The organism is Enterobacter cloacae complex sp. 394F7 (genome assembly GCF_057320385.1).
Genome location: NZ_JBXWCS010000009.1, coordinates 1 through 16160, shown reverse-complemented (window position 1 = coordinate 16160; position 16160 = coordinate 1). Strand labels below are relative to the sequence as shown.

At 53.8% G+C, this 16160-nt stretch carries 19 protein-coding genes; 7 read left to right on the top strand and 12 right to left on the bottom strand.

Going from position 1 to position 16160, the window contains the following annotated elements; translation table 11 throughout:
* Nucleotides 1-32 precede the first annotated feature (32 nt).
* Genes betI through betA form a run of 3 tightly spaced genes read left to right on the top strand, consistent with a single transcriptional unit; the run spans nt 33 to nt 3784 of the window.
* Nucleotides 33-620 (top strand): transcriptional regulator BetI, encoded by a 588-nt coding sequence (gene betI / locus AC2FAK_RS14210; RefSeq protein WP_013097647.1) that lies wholly within the window; start codon nt 33-35, stop codon nt 618-620.
* Between the two features lie 13 nt (nt 621-633).
* The gene (gene betB / locus AC2FAK_RS14205) at nt 634-2106 is read left to right on the top strand and encodes a betaine-aldehyde dehydrogenase (protein WP_095454652.1); all 1473 of its coding nucleotides are present in this window, start codon (nt 634-636) and stop codon (nt 2104-2106) included.
* Nucleotides 2107-2119: 13 nt separating this feature from the next.
* Nucleotides 2120-3784 (top strand): choline dehydrogenase, encoded by a 1665-nt coding sequence (betA, locus tag AC2FAK_RS14200; RefSeq protein ID WP_095454653.1) that lies wholly within the window; start codon nt 2120-2122, stop codon nt 3782-3784.
* Nucleotides 3785-3828: 44 nt separating this feature from the next.
* Here betA and AC2FAK_RS14195 read toward each other — a convergent pair whose 3' ends face one another.
* The 4 genes from AC2FAK_RS14195 to budA all read right to left on the bottom strand — a co-directional run bounded on the left by AC2FAK_RS14195 (nt 3829) and on the right by budA (nt 7704).
* Nucleotides 3829-4302, bottom strand: a complete 474-nt coding sequence (locus AC2FAK_RS14195) for a cold-shock protein (protein ID WP_058681125.1) — start codon at nt 4300-4302, stop codon at nt 3829-3831.
* A 138-nt stretch (nt 4303-4440) separates the two neighbouring features.
* The gene (locus AC2FAK_RS14190) at nt 4441-5211 is read right to left on the bottom strand and encodes a (S)-acetoin forming diacetyl reductase (RefSeq protein WP_013097651.1); all 771 of its coding nucleotides are present in this window, start codon (nt 5209-5211) and stop codon (nt 4441-4443) included.
* A gap of 20 nt (nt 5212-5231) precedes the next feature.
* A complete protein-coding gene (gene alsS, locus AC2FAK_RS14185) occupies nt 5232-6953 on the bottom strand; it encodes an acetolactate synthase AlsS (protein WP_176601416.1) in 1722 nt (573 codons plus the stop codon).
* Nucleotides 6925-7704 carry an acetolactate decarboxylase gene (gene budA / locus AC2FAK_RS14180; RefSeq protein WP_095454721.1) on the bottom strand — a complete coding sequence of 260 codons (780 nt, stop codon included), beginning with the start codon at nt 7702-7704 and terminating at the stop codon, nt 6925-6927. The genes alsS and budA overlap by 29 nt, the downstream gene beginning before the upstream one ends.
* A gap of 105 nt (nt 7705-7809) precedes the next feature.
* Here budA and AC2FAK_RS14175 point away from each other — a divergent pair, with 105 nt between their 5' ends.
* Nucleotides 7810-8691 (top strand): LysR family transcriptional regulator, encoded by an 882-nt coding sequence (locus tag AC2FAK_RS14175; RefSeq protein WP_020684590.1) that lies wholly within the window; start codon nt 7810-7812, stop codon nt 8689-8691.
* Nucleotides 8692-8763: 72 nt separating this feature from the next.
* On the opposite strand, the gene AC2FAK_RS14170 is transcribed toward AC2FAK_RS14175, so the two are convergent.
* The gene (locus AC2FAK_RS14170; RefSeq protein ID WP_095454654.1) at nt 8764-9126 is read right to left on the bottom strand and encodes a cupin domain-containing protein; all 363 of its coding nucleotides are present in this window, start codon (nt 9124-9126) and stop codon (nt 8764-8766) included.
* 75 nt (nt 9127-9201) lie between these two features.
* The gene (locus tag AC2FAK_RS14165; RefSeq protein WP_095454722.1) at nt 9202-10020 is read right to left on the bottom strand and encodes an AraC family transcriptional regulator; all 819 of its coding nucleotides are present in this window, start codon (nt 10018-10020) and stop codon (nt 9202-9204) included.
* 247 nt (nt 10021-10267) lie between these two features.
* On the opposite strand from AC2FAK_RS14165, the gene AC2FAK_RS14160 reads away from it, so the two are divergent.
* Nucleotides 10268-10723: a hypothetical protein gene (locus AC2FAK_RS14160; RefSeq protein WP_095454655.1), complete on the top strand. Its 456-nt coding sequence runs from the start codon at nt 10268-10270 to the stop codon at nt 10721-10723.
* Nucleotides 10724-10820: 97 nt separating this feature from the next.
* Entirely contained in the window at nt 10821-11288 is a 468-nt protein-coding gene (locus AC2FAK_RS14155) for a GNAT family N-acetyltransferase (protein WP_095454656.1), read from the top strand.
* 128 nt (nt 11289-11416) lie between these two features.
* Here the strand turns inward: AC2FAK_RS14155 and AC2FAK_RS14150 are convergent, their stop codons facing one another.
* The 3 genes from AC2FAK_RS14150 to AC2FAK_RS14140 all read right to left on the bottom strand — a co-directional run bounded on the left by AC2FAK_RS14150 (nt 11417) and on the right by AC2FAK_RS14140 (nt 12838).
* Entirely contained in the window at nt 11417-11662 is a 246-nt protein-coding gene (locus AC2FAK_RS14150) for an Atu4866 domain-containing protein (protein WP_047024279.1), read from the bottom strand.
* Nucleotides 11663-11759: 97 nt separating this feature from the next.
* Nucleotides 11760-11999: a hypothetical protein gene (locus tag AC2FAK_RS14145; RefSeq protein ID WP_095454657.1), complete on the bottom strand. Its 240-nt coding sequence runs from the start codon at nt 11997-11999 to the stop codon at nt 11760-11762.
* Between the two features lie 116 nt (nt 12000-12115).
* The gene (locus AC2FAK_RS14140) at nt 12116-12838 is read right to left on the bottom strand and encodes an SDR family oxidoreductase (RefSeq protein ID WP_095454658.1); all 723 of its coding nucleotides are present in this window, start codon (nt 12836-12838) and stop codon (nt 12116-12118) included.
* Nucleotides 12839-12936: 98 nt separating this feature from the next.
* On the opposite strand from AC2FAK_RS14140, the gene AC2FAK_RS14135 reads away from it, so the two are divergent.
* A complete protein-coding gene (locus tag AC2FAK_RS14135; RefSeq protein ID WP_095454659.1) occupies nt 12937-13836 on the top strand; it encodes a LysR family transcriptional regulator in 900 nt (299 codons plus the stop codon).
* Between the two features lie 584 nt (nt 13837-14420).
* Here AC2FAK_RS14135 and AC2FAK_RS14130 read toward each other — a convergent pair.
* From AC2FAK_RS14130 to AC2FAK_RS14120, 3 genes are all read right to left on the bottom strand, one after another.
* On the bottom strand, nt 14421-14867 hold the full coding sequence (locus AC2FAK_RS14130) for an SMI1/KNR4 family protein (protein WP_240516892.1): 447 nt from the start codon (nt 14865-14867) through the stop codon (nt 14421-14423).
* A gap of 351 nt (nt 14868-15218) precedes the next feature.
* On the bottom strand, nt 15219-15587 hold the full coding sequence (locus AC2FAK_RS14125) for a hypothetical protein (RefSeq protein WP_095454661.1): 369 nt from the start codon (nt 15585-15587) through the stop codon (nt 15219-15221).
* Nucleotides 15587-16160: RHS repeat-associated core domain-containing protein (locus tag AC2FAK_RS14120; RefSeq protein ID WP_485453296.1), on the bottom strand; the 574-nt coding region annotated here is incomplete at its 5' end. The genes AC2FAK_RS14125 and AC2FAK_RS14120, both read right to left, overlap by 1 nt.

The window sequence follows — 16160 nt, the reverse complement described above, 5'->3', positions numbered from 1 at the left end:
GTTAACCAACGCTGATGAATGGAGTGGCAAAAATGCCCAAAGTGGGGATGCAGCCGATCCGGCGCAGGCAACTGATCAACGCCACGCTGGAAGCAATAAATGAAGTGGGAATGCATGACGCAACCATCGCGCAGATCGCCCGTCGGGCGGGAGTCTCAACCGGGATCATCAGTCACTACTTCAAAGATAAAAATGGCCTGCTGGAAGCGACCATGCGCGACATCACCGGCCAGCTGCGCGACGCGGTTCTGAGCCGCCTGCATGCCCTGCCGGATGGCAGCGCAGAGCAACGATTGCAGGCGATTGTCGGCGGCAACTTTGATGAAACCCAGATCAGCAGCGCGGCAATGAAAGCCTGGCTGGCCTTCTGGGCGAGCAGCATGCATCAGCCGATGCTCTACCGGTTGCAACAGGTAAGCAGCCGCCGTTTGCTTTCAAACCTGGTGTACGAATTCCGCCGCGAACTGCCGCGTGAACAGGCGCAGGAGGCGGGTTACGGGCTTGCAGCGCTGATCGACGGGCTGTGGCTGCGCGCCGCGCTAAGCGGCAAACCGCTGGATAAAAACGTAGCCCAGTCGCTCACCAGCCACTTTATCAGCCAGCATTTACCGACCGAATAACCGAGGAGAATTTATGTCCCGAATGGCAGAACAGCAGCTTTATATCAATGGTGGTTATACATCCGCCACCAGCGGTCGCACCTTCGAGACCATTAACCCGGCTAACGGCGACGTTCTGGCGACTGTACAGGCCGCCGGGCGCGAAGATGTCGATCGCGCCGTCGAGAGTGCCCGGCAAGGGCAAAAAATCTGGGCGGCAATGACCGCCATGGAGCGCTCGCGCATTCTGCGTCGCGCCGTCGATATCCTGCGCGAGCGGAACGACGAACTGGCGAAGCTGGAAACCCTCGACACCGGTAAAGCGTATTCGGAAACCTCAACCGTGGATATCGTCACCGGTGCGGACGTACTGGAATACTACGCGGGGCTGATCCCGGCGCTGGAAGGCAGCCAGATCCCACTGCGCGATACCTCTTTCGTCTACACCCGTCGCGAGCCGCTGGGCGTGGTGGCGGGTATTGGCGCGTGGAACTACCCGATCCAGATCGCCCTGTGGAAATCCGCCCCGGCGCTGGCGGCGGGCAACGCGATGATCTTCAAGCCGAGCGAAGTCACCCCCCTCACCGCCCTGAAGCTTGCGGAAATCTACACCGAAGCGGGCCTGCCGGACGGCGTGTTTAACGTTCTGCCGGGCGTGGGCGCGGAGACCGGCCAGTACCTGACCGAACACCCGGGCATCGCGAAAGTCTCCTTCACCGGCGGCGTCGCCAGCGGCAAAAAGGTGATGGCGAACTCGGCGGCCTCGTCCCTGAAAGAGGTGACGATGGAGCTGGGCGGCAAATCCCCGCTGATTGTGTTTGACGATGCGGATCTCGATCTCGCTGCCGACATCGCGATGATGGCCAACTTCTTCAGCTCCGGCCAGGTCTGCACCAACGGCACCCGCGTGTTCGTACCCGCGAAGTTCAAGGCCGCGTTTGAGCAGAAAATCGTTGAACGCGTGGGCCGCATCCGCGCGGGCGATCTGTTCGATGAAAACACCAACTTTGGCCCGCTGGTCAGCTTCCCGCACCGCGACAATGTGCTGCGCTATATCGCCAAAGGCAAAGAGGAAGGTGCGCGCGTGCTGTGCGGCGGCGACGTGCTGAAGGGCGAAGGCTTTGACAACGGCGCGTGGGTCGCTCCGACCGTGTTCACCGACTCCACCGACGAGATGACCATTGTGCGCGAAGAGATCTTCGGGCCGGTGATGTCCATCCTCACTTATGAATCTGAAGAAGAAGCTCTCCGCCGCGCCAACGATACCGACTACGGGCTGGCGGCAGGCATCGTGACGGCCGATCTGAACCGGGCCCATCGCGCTATTCATCAGCTTGAGGCGGGTATTTGCTGGATCAACACCTGGGGTGAATCCCCGGCAGAGATGCCGGTTGGCGGCTACAAACACTCCGGTATCGGACGCGAAAACGGCGTGATGACGCTCCAGAGTTACACCCAGGTGAAGTCCATCCAGGTTGAGATGGGTAAATTCCAGTCCATATTTTAACCGGGAGGTTTTTTTGCAATTTGACTACATCATTATTGGTGCCGGCTCTGCCGGCAACGTTCTGGCAACACGACTGACTGAAGATCCGGATACCACCGTTCTGCTGCTTGAAGCAGGCGGCCCGGATTACCGCTTTGACTTCCGCACCCAGATGCCTGCCGCACTGGCATTCCCGCTGCAGGGCAAGCGCTACAACTGGGCGTACGAAACCGAGCCAGAGCCCTATATGAATAACCGCCGCATGGAGTGCGGACGCGGTAAAGGGCTGGGCGGGTCGTCGCTCATCAACGGCATGTGCTACGTGCGCGGCAACGCGATGGATCTGGACAACTGGGCGAAAGAGCCGGGTCTGGAGCACTGGAGCTACCTCAACTGCCTGCCCTACTACCGTAAGGCTGAAACCCGCGACGTGGGTCCGAACGACTACCACGGCGGCGACGGCCCGGTGAGCGTCACCACCTCCAAACCGGGCGTGAACCCGCTGTTTGAGGCAATGGTGGAAGCGGGCGTACAGGCGGGCTACCCGCGCACGGACGATCTCAACGGCTATCAGCAGGAAGGGTTCGGCCCGATGGACCGCACGGTCACACCGCAGGGCCGACGCGCCAGCACCGCGCGCGGCTATCTGGACCTGGCGAAGCAGCGCCCGAACCTGACCATCTGCACCCACGCCATGACCGATCGCATTCTCTTTGACGGCAAGCGCGCCGTGGGCGTTGAGTGGCTGGAAGGCGAAAGCACCATCACGTCCAAAGCATCGGCAAACAAAGAGGTGCTGCTGTGCGCAGGCGCAATTGCCTCTCCGCAGATCCTGCAACGCTCCGGCGTGGGCAACGCGGAACTGCTGAAGCAGTTTGATATTCCGCTGGTGCATGACCTGCCCGGCGTGGGCGAAAACCTGCAGGATCATCTGGAGATGTATCTCCAGTACGAATGCAAAGAGCCGGTCTCCCTCTACCCTGCCCTGCAGTGGTGGAACCAGCCGAAGATTGGCGCCGAGTGGCTGTTTGGCGGCACCGGCGTGGGGGCGAGCAACCACTTCGAGGCGGGTGGGTTTATCCGCAGCCGCGAGGAGTTCGAGTGGCCGAACATTCAGTATCACTTCCTGCCGGTGGCGATTAACTACAACGGCTCCAACGCGGTGAAAGAGCACGGCTTCCAGTGTCACGTTGGGTCGATGCGCTCACCAAGCCGCGGGCATGTGCGTATTAAATCGCGCGATCCGCACCAGCATCCGGCGATCCTGTTCAACTATATGTCCCACGAGCAGGACTGGCAGGAGTTCCGCGATGCGATCCGCATCACCCGCGAAATCATGCATCAGCCCGCGCTGGACAAATACCGTGGCCGCGAAATCAGCCCGGGGGTTGAGTGCCAGACCGACGAACAGCTGGACGAGTTCGTGCGCAACCACGCCGAAACCGCCTTCCACCCGTGTGGAAGCTGCAAAATGGGCTATGACGAGATGGCGGTAGTCGATGGCGAAGGCCGCGTTCACGGGCTGGAAGGGTTACGCGTGGTGGATGCGTCGATCATGCCGCAGATCATCACCGGCAACCTGAACGCCACCACCATTATGATCGGTGAGAAAATTGCTGATGCCATTCGCGGGCGCGAGCCGCTGGCGAAGAGTACAGCGGCGTATTACGTGGCGAACGGAGCGCCGGTAAGACGCTGAGTTGCCTGATGCCGGGTAAGGCGTAGCCGCCACCCGGCAACAAATTACTTCAGCAGCTTAACCGTGGCATCGATATCGATTTCATCTTCGGTAAAGATCAGCGTGGTGTTCTGGAAGGTGGTGATCGCCAGCTTCTTCACCGTGCGCATTTCGCCCGGCTTTTTGTCGGATTTCGGTTTGATGTTGTTCATCAGCAGCCCGACCGACAGCACCGCGTTCTCTTTGTCGATGCCCGTATCCGCAGGCTCTTCTTCGCTAAACACCACGAAGGATTTGATGGAGGTGAGCTTCACGCGCTCGCCCGCAATATAGAGGTATTTACTTTCCGGGATCACCTTCACCGCATAGGCGGAAAGGCCTTTGTTATTGGTGGTTGGCTCAAAAGTCACCGCCGCATCTTTCTTGATCAGATCAGGGTTGGCGACCTTAATCACATGAAAATAGCGGTTGTCACCGTTTTCATCTTTGATAAATCCAAAGCCTTTATCTTTAAACCACGTTGTGATTGTACCGTTCATCGCTGTTACCGCCTGTCAAATCGTCATGACTAAAGTTTTGCAGCGCGCAGTGTAATGCACAATGGCGGAGGAGACAAAAAAAAGCCCCTGCACGGGGGCAGGGGAAAACTCATGTCAGAGCTTATTAGTATTACGTTTTTAGTTGAACACCATCCCACCATCGATTAACAGAGACTGGCCGGTCATGTAGTCGGAATCTGGCCCGGCGAGATACGAAACGCAGGCGGCGACATCTTCCGGTTCGGACAGGCGGCCAAGCGTAATGCGTTTGGCAAAGGTTTCGGTGCCATAGCCAAGCGGTTTACCTGCCGCCTCTGACACCTGGCGGTCAATCTCCGCCCACATTGGCGTTTTCACGATGCCCGGACAGTAGGCGTTAACGGTGATCCCCAGCGGCGCGAGATCCCGTGCTGCGGTCTGGGTTAAGCCACGAACCGCGAATTTACTGGAGCTGTATACCGCCAGTTCGGGGTTACCGGTATGGCCCGCCTGGGAGCAGGCATTGATGATCTTGCCGCCGTGTCCCTCTTTGCGAAACGCGTCAATCGCGGCCTGCATGCCCCAGATCACCCCTTTGACGTTGATGTTGTAAACCTTGTCGACAATCTCCGGCGTGATGGATTCGATGGGCGTAGACGGCGCAATCCCGGCATTATTCACAATCACGTTGAAACCGCCCAGCGCGGTGCGGGCTTTCTCAACTGCCGCAAACACCTGGTCGCGGTCAGAGACATCCACCTTCACGGCGATGGCATTACCGCCGTTACGGATGATTTCATCGGCAACGGCTCGCGCCGTCTCATCGTTATAGTCGGCGATAGCGACAGCAAAGCCATCTTTCACCAGGCGCAGCGCAATCGCTTTACCAATCCCCTGGCCTGAGCCGGTTACGAGAGCAACTTTTTGCATTTCTCTGTCCTTATAGTGAGTCACAAAATCTGGCTGAGATGGAGCTGGCCCATCAGCAGCGGGTTATCGCTGTAGTCGACGGGAATAGCCACCACGGCCGGGCCATTCACATCCATCGCCGCACGCAGCGTCGGTTCAAGGGCATCGGCGCTCTCCACGGCAAAACCCCTGGCGCCAAAGGCATCGGCATAGGCTTTGAAATCGACCGGGCCGAACTCCACGCCGGAAAGGCGCTGGTATTTTTTCTCTTCCTGAATGGCGACCATGTTGTAGCCGTTATCCACCCAGATGATGTGCAGCACGTTGGCATTAAGACGCACAGCGGTTTCCAGCTCCATGCTTGACTGCAGGAAGCCGCCGTCGCCGGACACCGAGACCACTTTGCGCCCGGGGTTGACCAGCCACGCGCCAATAGCCCACGGCAGCGCAACGCCCATGGTCTGCTGACCGTTGGAGATCATCACCTGACGCGCCCGGAAGCTGTAGAGGTAGCGGGCGATCCAGATGTGGAAGCTGCCCATGTCGACGGTCAGAGTCACGTCGTTATTCACGATGTCCTGCATGGCCCGCACGATACGCAGCGGATGCAGGGCAAACTGGTTGAGCGAGGCACCGCGGCGATCGAGCAGATCGCGTTGATGCTGGCGATCGACCAGGATCTCTGACGCACGCTGGCTCAGCTCCAGCTTGTGATCGATCCGGTTAGCAAGCAGGTTCAGCGTTTCGGCGATATCCCCCACCAGCTCGAGATCCGGTACATAATTGCGTTCTTCATAGGCCGGCAGCACATCAATGTGCACCAGCGTGGCGTCGCCGCTGTTCCACATGGAAGGCTCATACTCCACCGGGCTGTAGCCGATGCAGATAATCAGATCCGCCAGATGCAGCAGCCTGTCGCCCGCCTGGTTATTGAACAGTCCGACGCGTCCGGCAAAGCGGGTGAAGTGCTCCTGGTTCACCGCCCCGGCGGCCTGATAGGTGCTGGTGACCGGAATGCGGCTTTTCTCCAACAGCTTACGCAGCGCCGCGCTGTTGGCAGGCTGGCTCGCCATCAGCCCCAGCAGGATCACCGGGTTTTTGGCTTTGTCGATGAGCTTCGCCACATCGTTAATGGCCGATTCGGGAGCCGGGCCCATCAGCGCCGGGCCGCTGGCCGGTAAAATCGCGCCCGTGGCGGGCTGGTCAACAATATCCTGCGGCAGGCTGACGAACGCGCCCCCCGGCCTGCCGTGCTCGGCGGCACGAAACGCATTCGATACCACTTCAGCAATCGCATCCGGAGAGCTGACTTCCACTGCGTATTTGGTGACCGGGCTGAACATGGCAACCGTGTCCATGCTCTGGTGCACCAGTTTGGCTTTATCCGCCCGCTTCACCGCTCCGCCCAGCGCCACCACCGGGTCGCCTTCGCTGTTGGCGGTGGCAATGCCGGTGATCAGGTTGGAACAGCCCGGCCCGGAGGTAACCAGTGCCACCCCGGCCTTGCCGGTCAGACGCCCTACCGCCGCTGCCATGAACGCCGCATTCGCCTCGTGGCGCACCGGGATGATCTCAATGGACGAGTCCAGCAGGGAGTCAAAGACTTTGTCGATTTTCGCCCCCGGGATCCCGAACACCTGCTTCACGCCCTGCGCTTCCAGCTGGCCGACAACCATATCGGCGCCGTGCGCCCACTGACGTGACTGTTTCTCACTGTTCACGGTAGTTCTCCTGTTAGTTTTCGACGGAACGGATCGCTGCATCAAGATTGCTGGGGTGAAGGTTGGACTGTAAAAACGCGCTGTCGGCGGGCAGGTCAATCATTAGCTTGTGTATTTCGCCAAAGGTGAGCACGCCGCTCTCCAGCTGGTAATCCAGCAGATGTCCCCCGCCCTGACGGTCGTCGGTAATGAAATGTTCGTGATAGCCGGCCACGTTGATGCCCTGCATATGCTGCGGCGTGCGGAACCCAACCAGCACCCCTTCGCGCTGGTTAAAGCGGAACACCGGCTGGTCGTCCAGCACGTCGGTCATCGCGCGGTATGGCGGCGTCTGACGCGGTACGGTACGGGTGTGGGCGTGGCGGAAGTTACCGTCGATGCGCAGCGCGCAGAACAGGTTATCCGAGGGGATTTGCTGGTCGATCACGTCGTGGATCTGCTGACGGCTGACCGGCGCATCAAAAGTTTTGCGGTACTGCGGCTGGAACCAGGTCATCACCGCGAACGGCGTTTTCTGCTCTGGCTTCGCGGCGCGTGCGCTGCCGTCGGCGCGCAGCTGGTACACCTGGCTGCTGAAGGCAATCATTTCGCCGTCCAGCTCGTTGAAGGTGCCCAGACCAAAATCACCATGTGCCAGCAGATCGGCGATGGTGGTGTCCCCCTCGTAGACGCCGCTTAGCAGGGCGCTCATTAGCGATGTCTGATAGATCACGCTGTCAGGATGCTTAGCGGAGAACCCGCGCAGGGTCTCGCATAAGCTCGCCTCACAGTCGCAGGCAGATGAGTACATCATCATGCTCGTCCTCTTCAACTTAATTTATAAAGGTTAAATAAATGTTGACCCGATTCAGCAGAGAGTTCCAATATAGAATCCATGCTGGTTTGAGACGTTTTTGATATGGAACTTCGTTATCTGCGGTATTTTGTCGCGGTTGCACGCGAGCGACACTTCACCAGGGCGGCCAAAGCGCTGGGTATTTCACAGCCTCCTCTGAGTCAGCAGATCAAACGGCTCGAAGAGGAAGTGGGCACGCCGTTGTTCAGGCGTCTGACGAGAGGTGTGGAGCTAACCGAAGCGGGAGAAGCCTTCTACGAGGACGCCTGTAAGATCCTGGCGCTGAGCGACGCCGCGCTGGAGAAAGCCCGCGGCATCGCGCGCGGTCTGAACGGCAACCTGTCGATTGGCATCACCAGTTCAGATGCTTTTCATCCCAAAATTTTCGCGCTCATTCGTCAGTTTCAGGTACAGAACATGGCGGTGCAGGTACACCAGGTGGAGGCCAATATGTCTTCTCTGACGGCGATGCTGGCGGAGGGGGAACTGGATATCGCCTTCGTGCGGCTGCCGTGTGAGAGCAGCAAGGCATTCGAGTTAAAAATCCTCGACCGGGAGCCGATGGTGGTGGCACTGCATCGCGACCATCCGCTCGCAACAAGCGGCGATCTGGCGCTGGAGCAGCTCCGGGATACGCCAGTGGTGTTGTTCCCGCAGGAGGTCGCGCCCGGCCTGTTCGACCGGGTTTACAGCTGTTGCGAACGGGCCGGAATAGACGTACAGCACGCGCTGCAGTCGTCTCAGCTCTCGTCCTCCCTGAGCATGGTCTCTGCTGGCGGCGGATTCGCGCTGGTGCCGAAGTCAATGGCGGCCATTTCTCCGCCGAATGTCACCTACCACGCGCTGAGCTCACCGGAGCTTTATACCGATATCGCGCTGTGCTGGCGGCGCTTTGAACGCTCGCGGACGGTGAAGCGGTTCTTGACGATGATAAGCGAGGAGTAGCGGCCGGTTTGGTTGGTGGTTTTTGTAGGTCGGATACGGCGTAACCGCCATCCGGCAAGACAGCTTCTGGCGTCAAATCCAGACATCATTCTCGGCGGTGCGTTCCCCGCCTTCGTGCCCGGTATTAAGGACGCCGCAAGGTTCTATCATCATCATTTTTACCGTCCCCTCTGCAGAGGTTTTGTGCTCTACACCTTTTGGCACCACGTACAGTTCCCCCGGATTGACGAGCACATGCCCGTCACGAAAATCAATACGTAACACACCCTCGACAACGATGAATGCTTCATCGGTTTCAGGATGCGAGTGCCATATAAAATCTCCCTCAATTTTCACAATCTTAAACTGGTAGTCATTCATCTGTGCGATGACTTTCGGCTGCCAGTGCGCGTCAAAGAGGGAAAATTTATGTTCCAGATTAACAGGTTGATACATGGTGACACTCCCTATGGTTGAGAAGTCATCAGGATAGAGTAAGGCCGTTGCGCCAGTCTTGAACGATCGTGCAACTCAGGCACGGCTGTTTTGAATGAATTTTTGCCAGCGTCCCGGCGAGATCCCCACCGTTTTTATAAACTGGCGAGTCATATGACTCTGGTCGGAAAACCCGGCTTCAACGGCAGCTTCAGCAAGCGACAGCCCCTTCTCTATCAAACGTCGGCAATATTCAAGACGGCGCATCGTTACATAGCGATACGGGCTTGTTCCGTAAAGTGCGCGAAAATCCCGGCTCAGGCTCCAGCGATCCCTGCCGCTGACGGCGGATAATGTCTCCAGCGTAATGTTCTGGCTAAACTCGGTTTGTATATACTCGCGTGCACGCTCTGCGCGACGATAATCGAATGCGCATCGTCGAACGCGTTGCCCTCCCACAATGGCCAGCGTGCTGGCCAGATCGTAGAGCGCATCCTCTTCTTCCAGCGTATCAACAGCTTCCTCTGGCGCTTTGAGCAGGGATTCCGTCGCCGCGAAAAGCCGGGGATCGGACGTGATCCCGCCGGGAATAAACGGCAGCGGTTTTCCGCCCAGGATTTTCTGAATTAACGCGGGATCGATATACAGCATCCGATACTGAAATCCGTCAGTCGTCCCCGCTTCTCCGTCATGCACTTCATCGGGATGCAGGACCATCGTCCCGCCCGGAAGGCTGTGTTGTTGGCTGCCCCGATAGTGAAAACTCTGTACCCCGGACAAGGTTCTGCCTATCGCGTAGGTGTCATGCCGATGTGGCTCATAGCCATGCCCGCTGAAATACGCCTCAATGCGCTCTATCTTCCCTGGCGTTTGTGCAAATTTGACCCAGTCTTTGTTCTCTTTTTCGCTCGCCATATGTGCCATCTGATGCCAGTTGAGGGTAAGTCACACCATAAACGCAGGGGGTGGTGTTTGGAAAGAGAGGAATGGCAGGGCTTTCTGGAAGGCGCCTCGCAAACCAGGAAGTAACCTTGTGTAATTCAGGATGGCGGCTTTTCATCACATCTTCATGGCCGTAAAGTGCCTGCGTTGCGGCACCACCGTAACCGGGGCCAGGAACCCACAAGCATGACGCGACATTTTTACCTGAAGAGGATGCTCAATGACGACTCTCCCTGGATTTTCTTACGCACTCGCTGAAGATAGCGCGGTTTATCACCTTATTAACCTGCCCCTTCCCGACACTGCGGATCTGTTCGAACTGGTTGATGCCTGCGCCGCCTGTGTCAGCGTGCTGGTTGAAACCGACGATGCCTTTACCCATGCCACCCTTTGCGAGCGTCTGCTGACGGTACTGAAACGCCTGCGTGAACGTTGCGATGCAGAACTCCCCTCGCATCTGGTTGAGCAACTGATTGCGGGGGAAAAGATCGTTTCCTGTGTGCCGGACTGCTGGCAGGAGACGACGTTGCAGGTGGATTATGCGCTGGCACTTACGCGTGCGGTAAGGGGCGGTACGCTGCCTGCGGACGTGGCAAAAGACCTGACCGGGCTGTTGCACGATATGGTCTGGCTGCTGGCGGAGTTTGTGAAAGAGCCTTATATCCCGGCGCACTGAGCCAGGTAGCGGCTGATAATCCCGGGCGATTGAGGCATTACAATTTCGATAGCGAATGATAAGGTAGATTTCCCACTCACTTACGGACAGGACAAAAGTGAATATTTCAGAGAAATATGAATGGAGTAAGAATAACTACCTGGTGAGTACAGACAGAGAAAAACTGGATGTACAGGCCATCCATCGATATTTAACGAGATCGACCTGGGCAAAAGGCATTCCTCTGGATATTGTCTCTGCGTCAGTCGAAAACAGCCTTAACTTTGGCGTTTACCATAAAGAAAAACAGATTGGTTTTGCTCGCCTGATAACAGATTACGCAACCTTCGCCTACCTTTGCGATGTTTATGTACTTGCAGAATATCAGGGTGAAGGGCTCGGAAGATGGGTTATGGAATGCATACATAGTCATCCCATTTTTGATCGGCTCCGCAGGGTGATGTTATTTACAACCACAGCGCCATGGCTTTATGAAAAATTTGGCTACGAGCCGGTAAACAGAGAAAACTATGCATGGACTATTACGCGTCCTGATATTTATATAAGTGGAAAAAAACCTGATTAATAAATATACATGGCACAATTTGAATTTTAACAGGCAGTCCATTGCCATTATGGCGATGGCTTTGACTCAGCAAAGCATGCATCTTTATGATGTATTAAAACCTATTTCACACTTTATGGAAAAAATATTTACTTCTGACGGAAAAGCACCATTCCGGCGTGATGAAGTTCGTCATTACTGACAAAGATCCCATCAGCGGTAAAACCGGAGTCGTCCTGGTAGTAGATTCTGTTTTGACGAATTTCATAGTCTCCCTGGTAGGCACTAAGCCGTGTGCCGCGTGCTTCATCGTAACGTCCATCCGGTAAAAGTTCATGGCGAATTAATCCATCTTCAGTAACCCAGACACCTGTGTAAAGCGTTTCGTTTTCCATGTATTCTCCTTAGAATGTCAAGTCGCGATAAGATTAATAACACTATTGTTGCGGTGTTGCTTCGGCACCCTTTTAATGGTGCTTTCCCCATACTTATTCACTTCGTCAGAATGGTTTCTTTTGGATTGTCAGAAATTAATCTTGCCGTCATATAGACCCTGTTTTTAACAGATGCCCCCAGGATTTCATAGGATTTACCCTCCTCCTGCGCCAGTAAAGAGATTTTTTTCTCAGCACTGTCAATGGTTGAGTCGACAGCGCTAATAGTCTGGGCGCTACTAATAAAAGTCATGAAAGGCAGAACTGCCGCTACAGTTAAGGAAAAAATATTTCTCATGATGATTCTCCTGATAATTGGTGATGTACATTATTTTGTTAAGGCGAGCGGTTACCGGGCACCATACCCGCCAGATGTATTAAATTTAAAATGGATGTATATATTACAATCGTGCTTCAGTTTGCAGACGCGGTTGGTCTGATGGTTATTTCTGTTGTATCAACGCTTTCCGGTGCCTCAATGATATGCCTTACGGCGCGAGCAATATCAGCAGGTTGAAGTGCAACAGCGCGGTAAACATCCATCGCCGCCATGGTTTCCGCATGGGTAATGGTTGATGCCAGTTCACTTTCCACTACGCCAGGATTAACGCACGTTACGCGAATTTTCGAGCTTTCCTGTCGTAACCCATCTGAAATAGCCCGTACCGCAAATTTAGAGGCACAATACACTGCCGCCGTTGGCACAACGGAAAGTGCACCAATAGAGCCGATGTTTATTATCTGACCAGATCCCTGCGCTTCCATCAGCGGAAGCACAGCGCCAATACCCCACAGCACGCCCTTGATATTAACGTCAATGATGTGTTCCCATTCATCCTGTTTGCCAGCCGAAAGCGGTGAAAGCGGCATAACGCCCGCATTGTTGATAAGAACATCTACACGGCCCCAGTTATCCAGCGCGGCCTGTACGAAGTCAGCCATAGACTGTCGGTTTGTGACATCCAGCTGCTGGGCTTTCGCGATACCACCCGCACTGCAAATTTCTGCGGCAATCGCCTCGGTACGCTCCACTCTGCGTGCTCCCAGTAAAACCTTCGCGCCAGCTTTTCCAAGCTCTCTGGCAATGCCTTCTCCAATACCACTTGATGCGCCGGTAATTAATATCACTTTATTCATGATGCTCTCCTTCAGTTGAGTTCGAAGAGATAATAGATCCTCTCGATTAGTTCCAGTATCCTGCTCTCACTGGACTCACTGGTTAGCAGCGTTAAACAATGAAGATTGATCTTAACCTTTTACCCGTTTTCATCGCGGTGGCAGAAGAGCATAGTTTCAGTAAGGCCGCGGCACGGCTGGGCGTTACCCGTTCGGCGGTCAGTCAGGGAATACGACGGCTTGAGGATGCCTTTGGGACAATGCTGGTCATGCGCACAACACGCTCAGTGAATTTAACGGAAGCGGGCGAACGGCTGCATAAATCTCTGTCATTACCGGTAGCCGGTATTGAAGCCGCGTTCGATGATATGGCTTCTGACGATATGCCACGTGGCCTTCTCAGGATCGCTGTGACCTCGATTGCGGAAGAATTTCTTTCGGGTCCGCTAATCGCCTCGTTTGCGGCAGCGAACCCAGCGGTGACGCTTGATATTGTTGTCACGGATGAGGAGTTTGATATCGTGGCAGCAGGCTACGATGCTGGCGTGAGGCTCGGAGAAGTCATTGAAAAAGATATGATTGCTATTCCGCTTACCGGAAAGCAACGTGAAATGGTGGTTGCCTCTCCCTCCTATCTCGCTGCCAACGGCATACCCGTTCACCCGCGTGAGCTGATGCATCATCGGTGCATTGGCTGGCGACCAGCCCCGGATGTTGCGCCTTATCGCTGGCCATTTGAAGAGAATGGGAAAGCGTTCGATCTGGCGATTGAACCGCAGATTACAACTAACGATCTGCGTCTGATGCTGAGGCTGGCTCTTGCCGGTGGCGGCATAACGCTTGCCACTCAGGAAACATTCAAGCCGTATATTGAAGGTGGTCAGCTTGTATCATTGCTTGATGATTTTCTTCCCCATTTTCCTGGCTTTTATCTGTACTTCCCTCAGCGTCGCAATATTGCGCCAAAGCTCCGCGCCCTGATTGACCATGTCAGGGAATGGCGGCAGCAATCTGCTTAATCGGAGGCACGACTGCGCCCGGCGGCGCTACGCTTGCACGGGCCTACGGTGAGTGTCGAGGCGGGTTTGTTTGATGATGGCAATTGATGATTGGTTTTCGCAGGTAAGGCGTAGCCGCCACCCGGCAATGCAGCTCTTAAAGCCGCATCCTGTTCGATCAGGAGGACATTATGCGATGTGCTAAGAAAAAGGATTTATACGCATGAATAATATGTGTGTCGTCTACTCGGCATGGCTCGCCTGGAATCATCAGAAAGGATGACAACAAAGCCAGTCATATAGCAGATAAAGCGTTATGGTAATTCCAGAGGTATATCACTGCCATCAAACACTTCCTTTAGATACTTTCCAAGGGATTTAGAGTCTTTTGCTACAGGAATGACCACGTGATATTCTCTGATGCCAATTTTTTTGCGGCGTCATAATTAAGCACGATCACAAGTTTGTCTTCTATGAGTTGATCGGAACAAATAGCGTTTGTTAATTCATAAGCGGATGTTGTTGCTGTGATGTTTCCTGCACCAGCTACGCCCACCTTACAGCAATGGATGGGTTTCATCAGGATCACCGCAAGTACTTTTTTATTAAAAATCAAGATCGACTTTAATTACACCTGATGCATCTATTTTATCAATCTGAACAGTAAGCATATCAACAAACTCATCGAAGGAGTTTGCTATTTTCGTCAGCCCGGAGGTCACTACTGAATCATTGAATATTGGATCAGACTCGTGATCCCAAAACCAAATCTCTCCCGACATATCTCCCTTGAGGCAAAGACAGATTTGATTATCAGCAGACGAAGCTCCTATCGGTAACCATTGATCGCGAAAACCATTCCGGTATGTATCAGACATTTCAAAGACAGTATATTCTTTACCCGATTCTGCAAGGCCGTACAAAGACTCAAGCGTATCGTTTCCTTGCTCATCAGACCACGGAGATGGTTGTAACGCCTTGAAAACAATATTTACATCAAAAAGAACAGAAACGCCAAAATGAAGTAAATAGGCACGATAACTTTCAGGAATTGGCCCTGTTGATGTTTCTAATGTATTTAAACTCTTTTTCAGTTCATCTAATGGTAATGATGCCGGTTTCGCTCCAAAACGCTCTATTTTTTCAACAATGTCCTTTACTCCTCATATTTGGTGCGTAGTCAACATGTGGCATACCACTATGAAGCTCTCGGAAATAGAATTATAACAGTAGGATTCAAATGAAGCATTTTATCGCAGGCATCAATTAAATGGTGATCCTGAGCGAGAAAATCATAAAGATAAAAAATTGTTAAGTAGATGAAAAATATTCACACTTCGCCTACTTAAATAGAACTCAGTAATAAACCAGCCGGGAAAATACACCTTTTCCCGGCTCGTCATTTATTGTGGGAACTTTCCACCTTTATACGAAGACCATAGATAACTGATGGCCCAGTTATTATCCTTTCCAACAACAACGCTTTTAGCAATTAATTCAAAATCATCTGATATGCGTGATGATATTTCAGAATTATGAATTACTCTGAATGATAGCTTAAATGCTTTTTCTCGCACGGAATTGATATATTCAATATCATCCGCATCAAAACTTTCATTTTTAAATGAGTTAAACTCTTTCATCCATGCATCATCGAATTCTGGCTCATCTCTAGAATCCAAGGCGCTGTCTGCATCTAATGTTTTGAGAAAATCAAAAACTGATGCAGAGGACAAAAAATTTTCAACTTCAGCTAACTTATTATTACTCATTACATTAACCCTTGTTCTTTTAGCCAGACCTCTATTAAATCAACGGCTTTAACTGGCGTCACATTAGTACCTAACGAATAGGTTCCGTTTGGAGACTTAACATCAACTTTGATATCATCTAATTTGGAATACGCTCTCCTGTAAGCATCAAATAACTCTTTATCTGAACCAGGAAAATCACCTTGTCTTGGCCCTATTGTATCTCTTTCCGCATCATGTAATCGCCAATGATCATGTTCTGGGTTTTCTCCCCTAGGGAATAATGTAGGACGAGTTTTATCTGATCTAGAAATTTCAAATGGCCGCCCTTTTGATTTGCGGACAGCAGGTACATGATGACCAGACTCGCTAACGCCCATGCACTTCATTAAGCCTAACGGATCTATCCATTTGAGAGGGTTTGGAGCATATTGGTAGAGATTTAATCCCCCCGCTAGCCCAATCGGATCCTGCACAATAAACCGCCCGATCTGCGGGTCGTAGTAGCGGAACAGGTTATAATGCAGCCCCGTTTCACCGTCAGCGTACTGCCCTGCATAGCGAAGCGGTTGATGCGCCATCGCCGTGCGGTTC

Bases quoted from the DNA above. Each gene is read 5' to 3' on its own strand.
- betI (WP_013097647.1), top strand. From the start codon at position 33: ATGCCCAAAGTGGGGATGCAGCCGATCCGGCGCAGGCAACTGATCAAC.
- betB (WP_095454652.1), top strand. From the start codon at position 634: ATGTCCCGAATGGCAGAACAGCAGCTTTATATCAATGGTGGTTATACA.
- AC2FAK_RS14195 (WP_058681125.1), bottom strand. From the start codon at position 4,302: ATGAACGGTACAATCACAACGTGGTTTAAAGATAAAGGCTTTGGATTT.
- AC2FAK_RS14190 (WP_013097651.1), bottom strand. From the start codon at position 5,211: ATGCAAAAAGTTGCTCTCGTAACCGGCTCAGGCCAGGGGATTGGTAAA.
- alsS (WP_176601416.1), bottom strand. From the start codon at position 6,953: ATGCAGCGATCCGTTCCGTCGAAAACTAACAGGAGAACTACCGTGAAC.
- budA (WP_095454721.1), bottom strand. From the start codon at position 7,704: ATGATGTACTCATCTGCCTGCGACTGTGAGGCGAGCTTATGCGAGACC.
- AC2FAK_RS14175 (WP_020684590.1), top strand. From the start codon at position 7,810: ATGGAACTTCGTTATCTGCGGTATTTTGTCGCGGTTGCACGCGAGCGA.
- AC2FAK_RS14170 (WP_095454654.1), bottom strand. From the start codon at position 9,126: ATGTATCAACCTGTTAATCTGGAACATAAATTTTCCCTCTTTGACGCG.
- AC2FAK_RS14165 (WP_095454722.1), bottom strand. From the start codon at position 10,020: ATGGCGAGCGAAAAAGAGAACAAAGACTGGGTCAAATTTGCACAAACG.
- AC2FAK_RS14160 (WP_095454655.1), top strand. From the start codon at position 10,268: ATGACGACTCTCCCTGGATTTTCTTACGCACTCGCTGAAGATAGCGCG.
- AC2FAK_RS14150 (WP_047024279.1), bottom strand. From the start codon at position 11,662: ATGGAAAACGAAACGCTTTACACAGGTGTCTGGGTTACTGAAGATGGA.
- AC2FAK_RS14145 (WP_095454657.1), bottom strand. From the start codon at position 11,999: ATGAGAAATATTTTTTCCTTAACTGTAGCGGCAGTTCTGCCTTTCATG.
- AC2FAK_RS14140 (WP_095454658.1), bottom strand. From the start codon at position 12,838: ATGAATAAAGTGATATTAATTACCGGCGCATCAAGTGGTATTGGAGAA.
- AC2FAK_RS14135 (WP_095454659.1), top strand. From the start codon at position 12,937: ATGAAGATTGATCTTAACCTTTTACCCGTTTTCATCGCGGTGGCAGAA.
- AC2FAK_RS14125 (WP_095454661.1), bottom strand. From the start codon at position 15,587: ATGAGTAATAATAAGTTAGCTGAAGTTGAAAATTTTTTGTCCTCTGCA.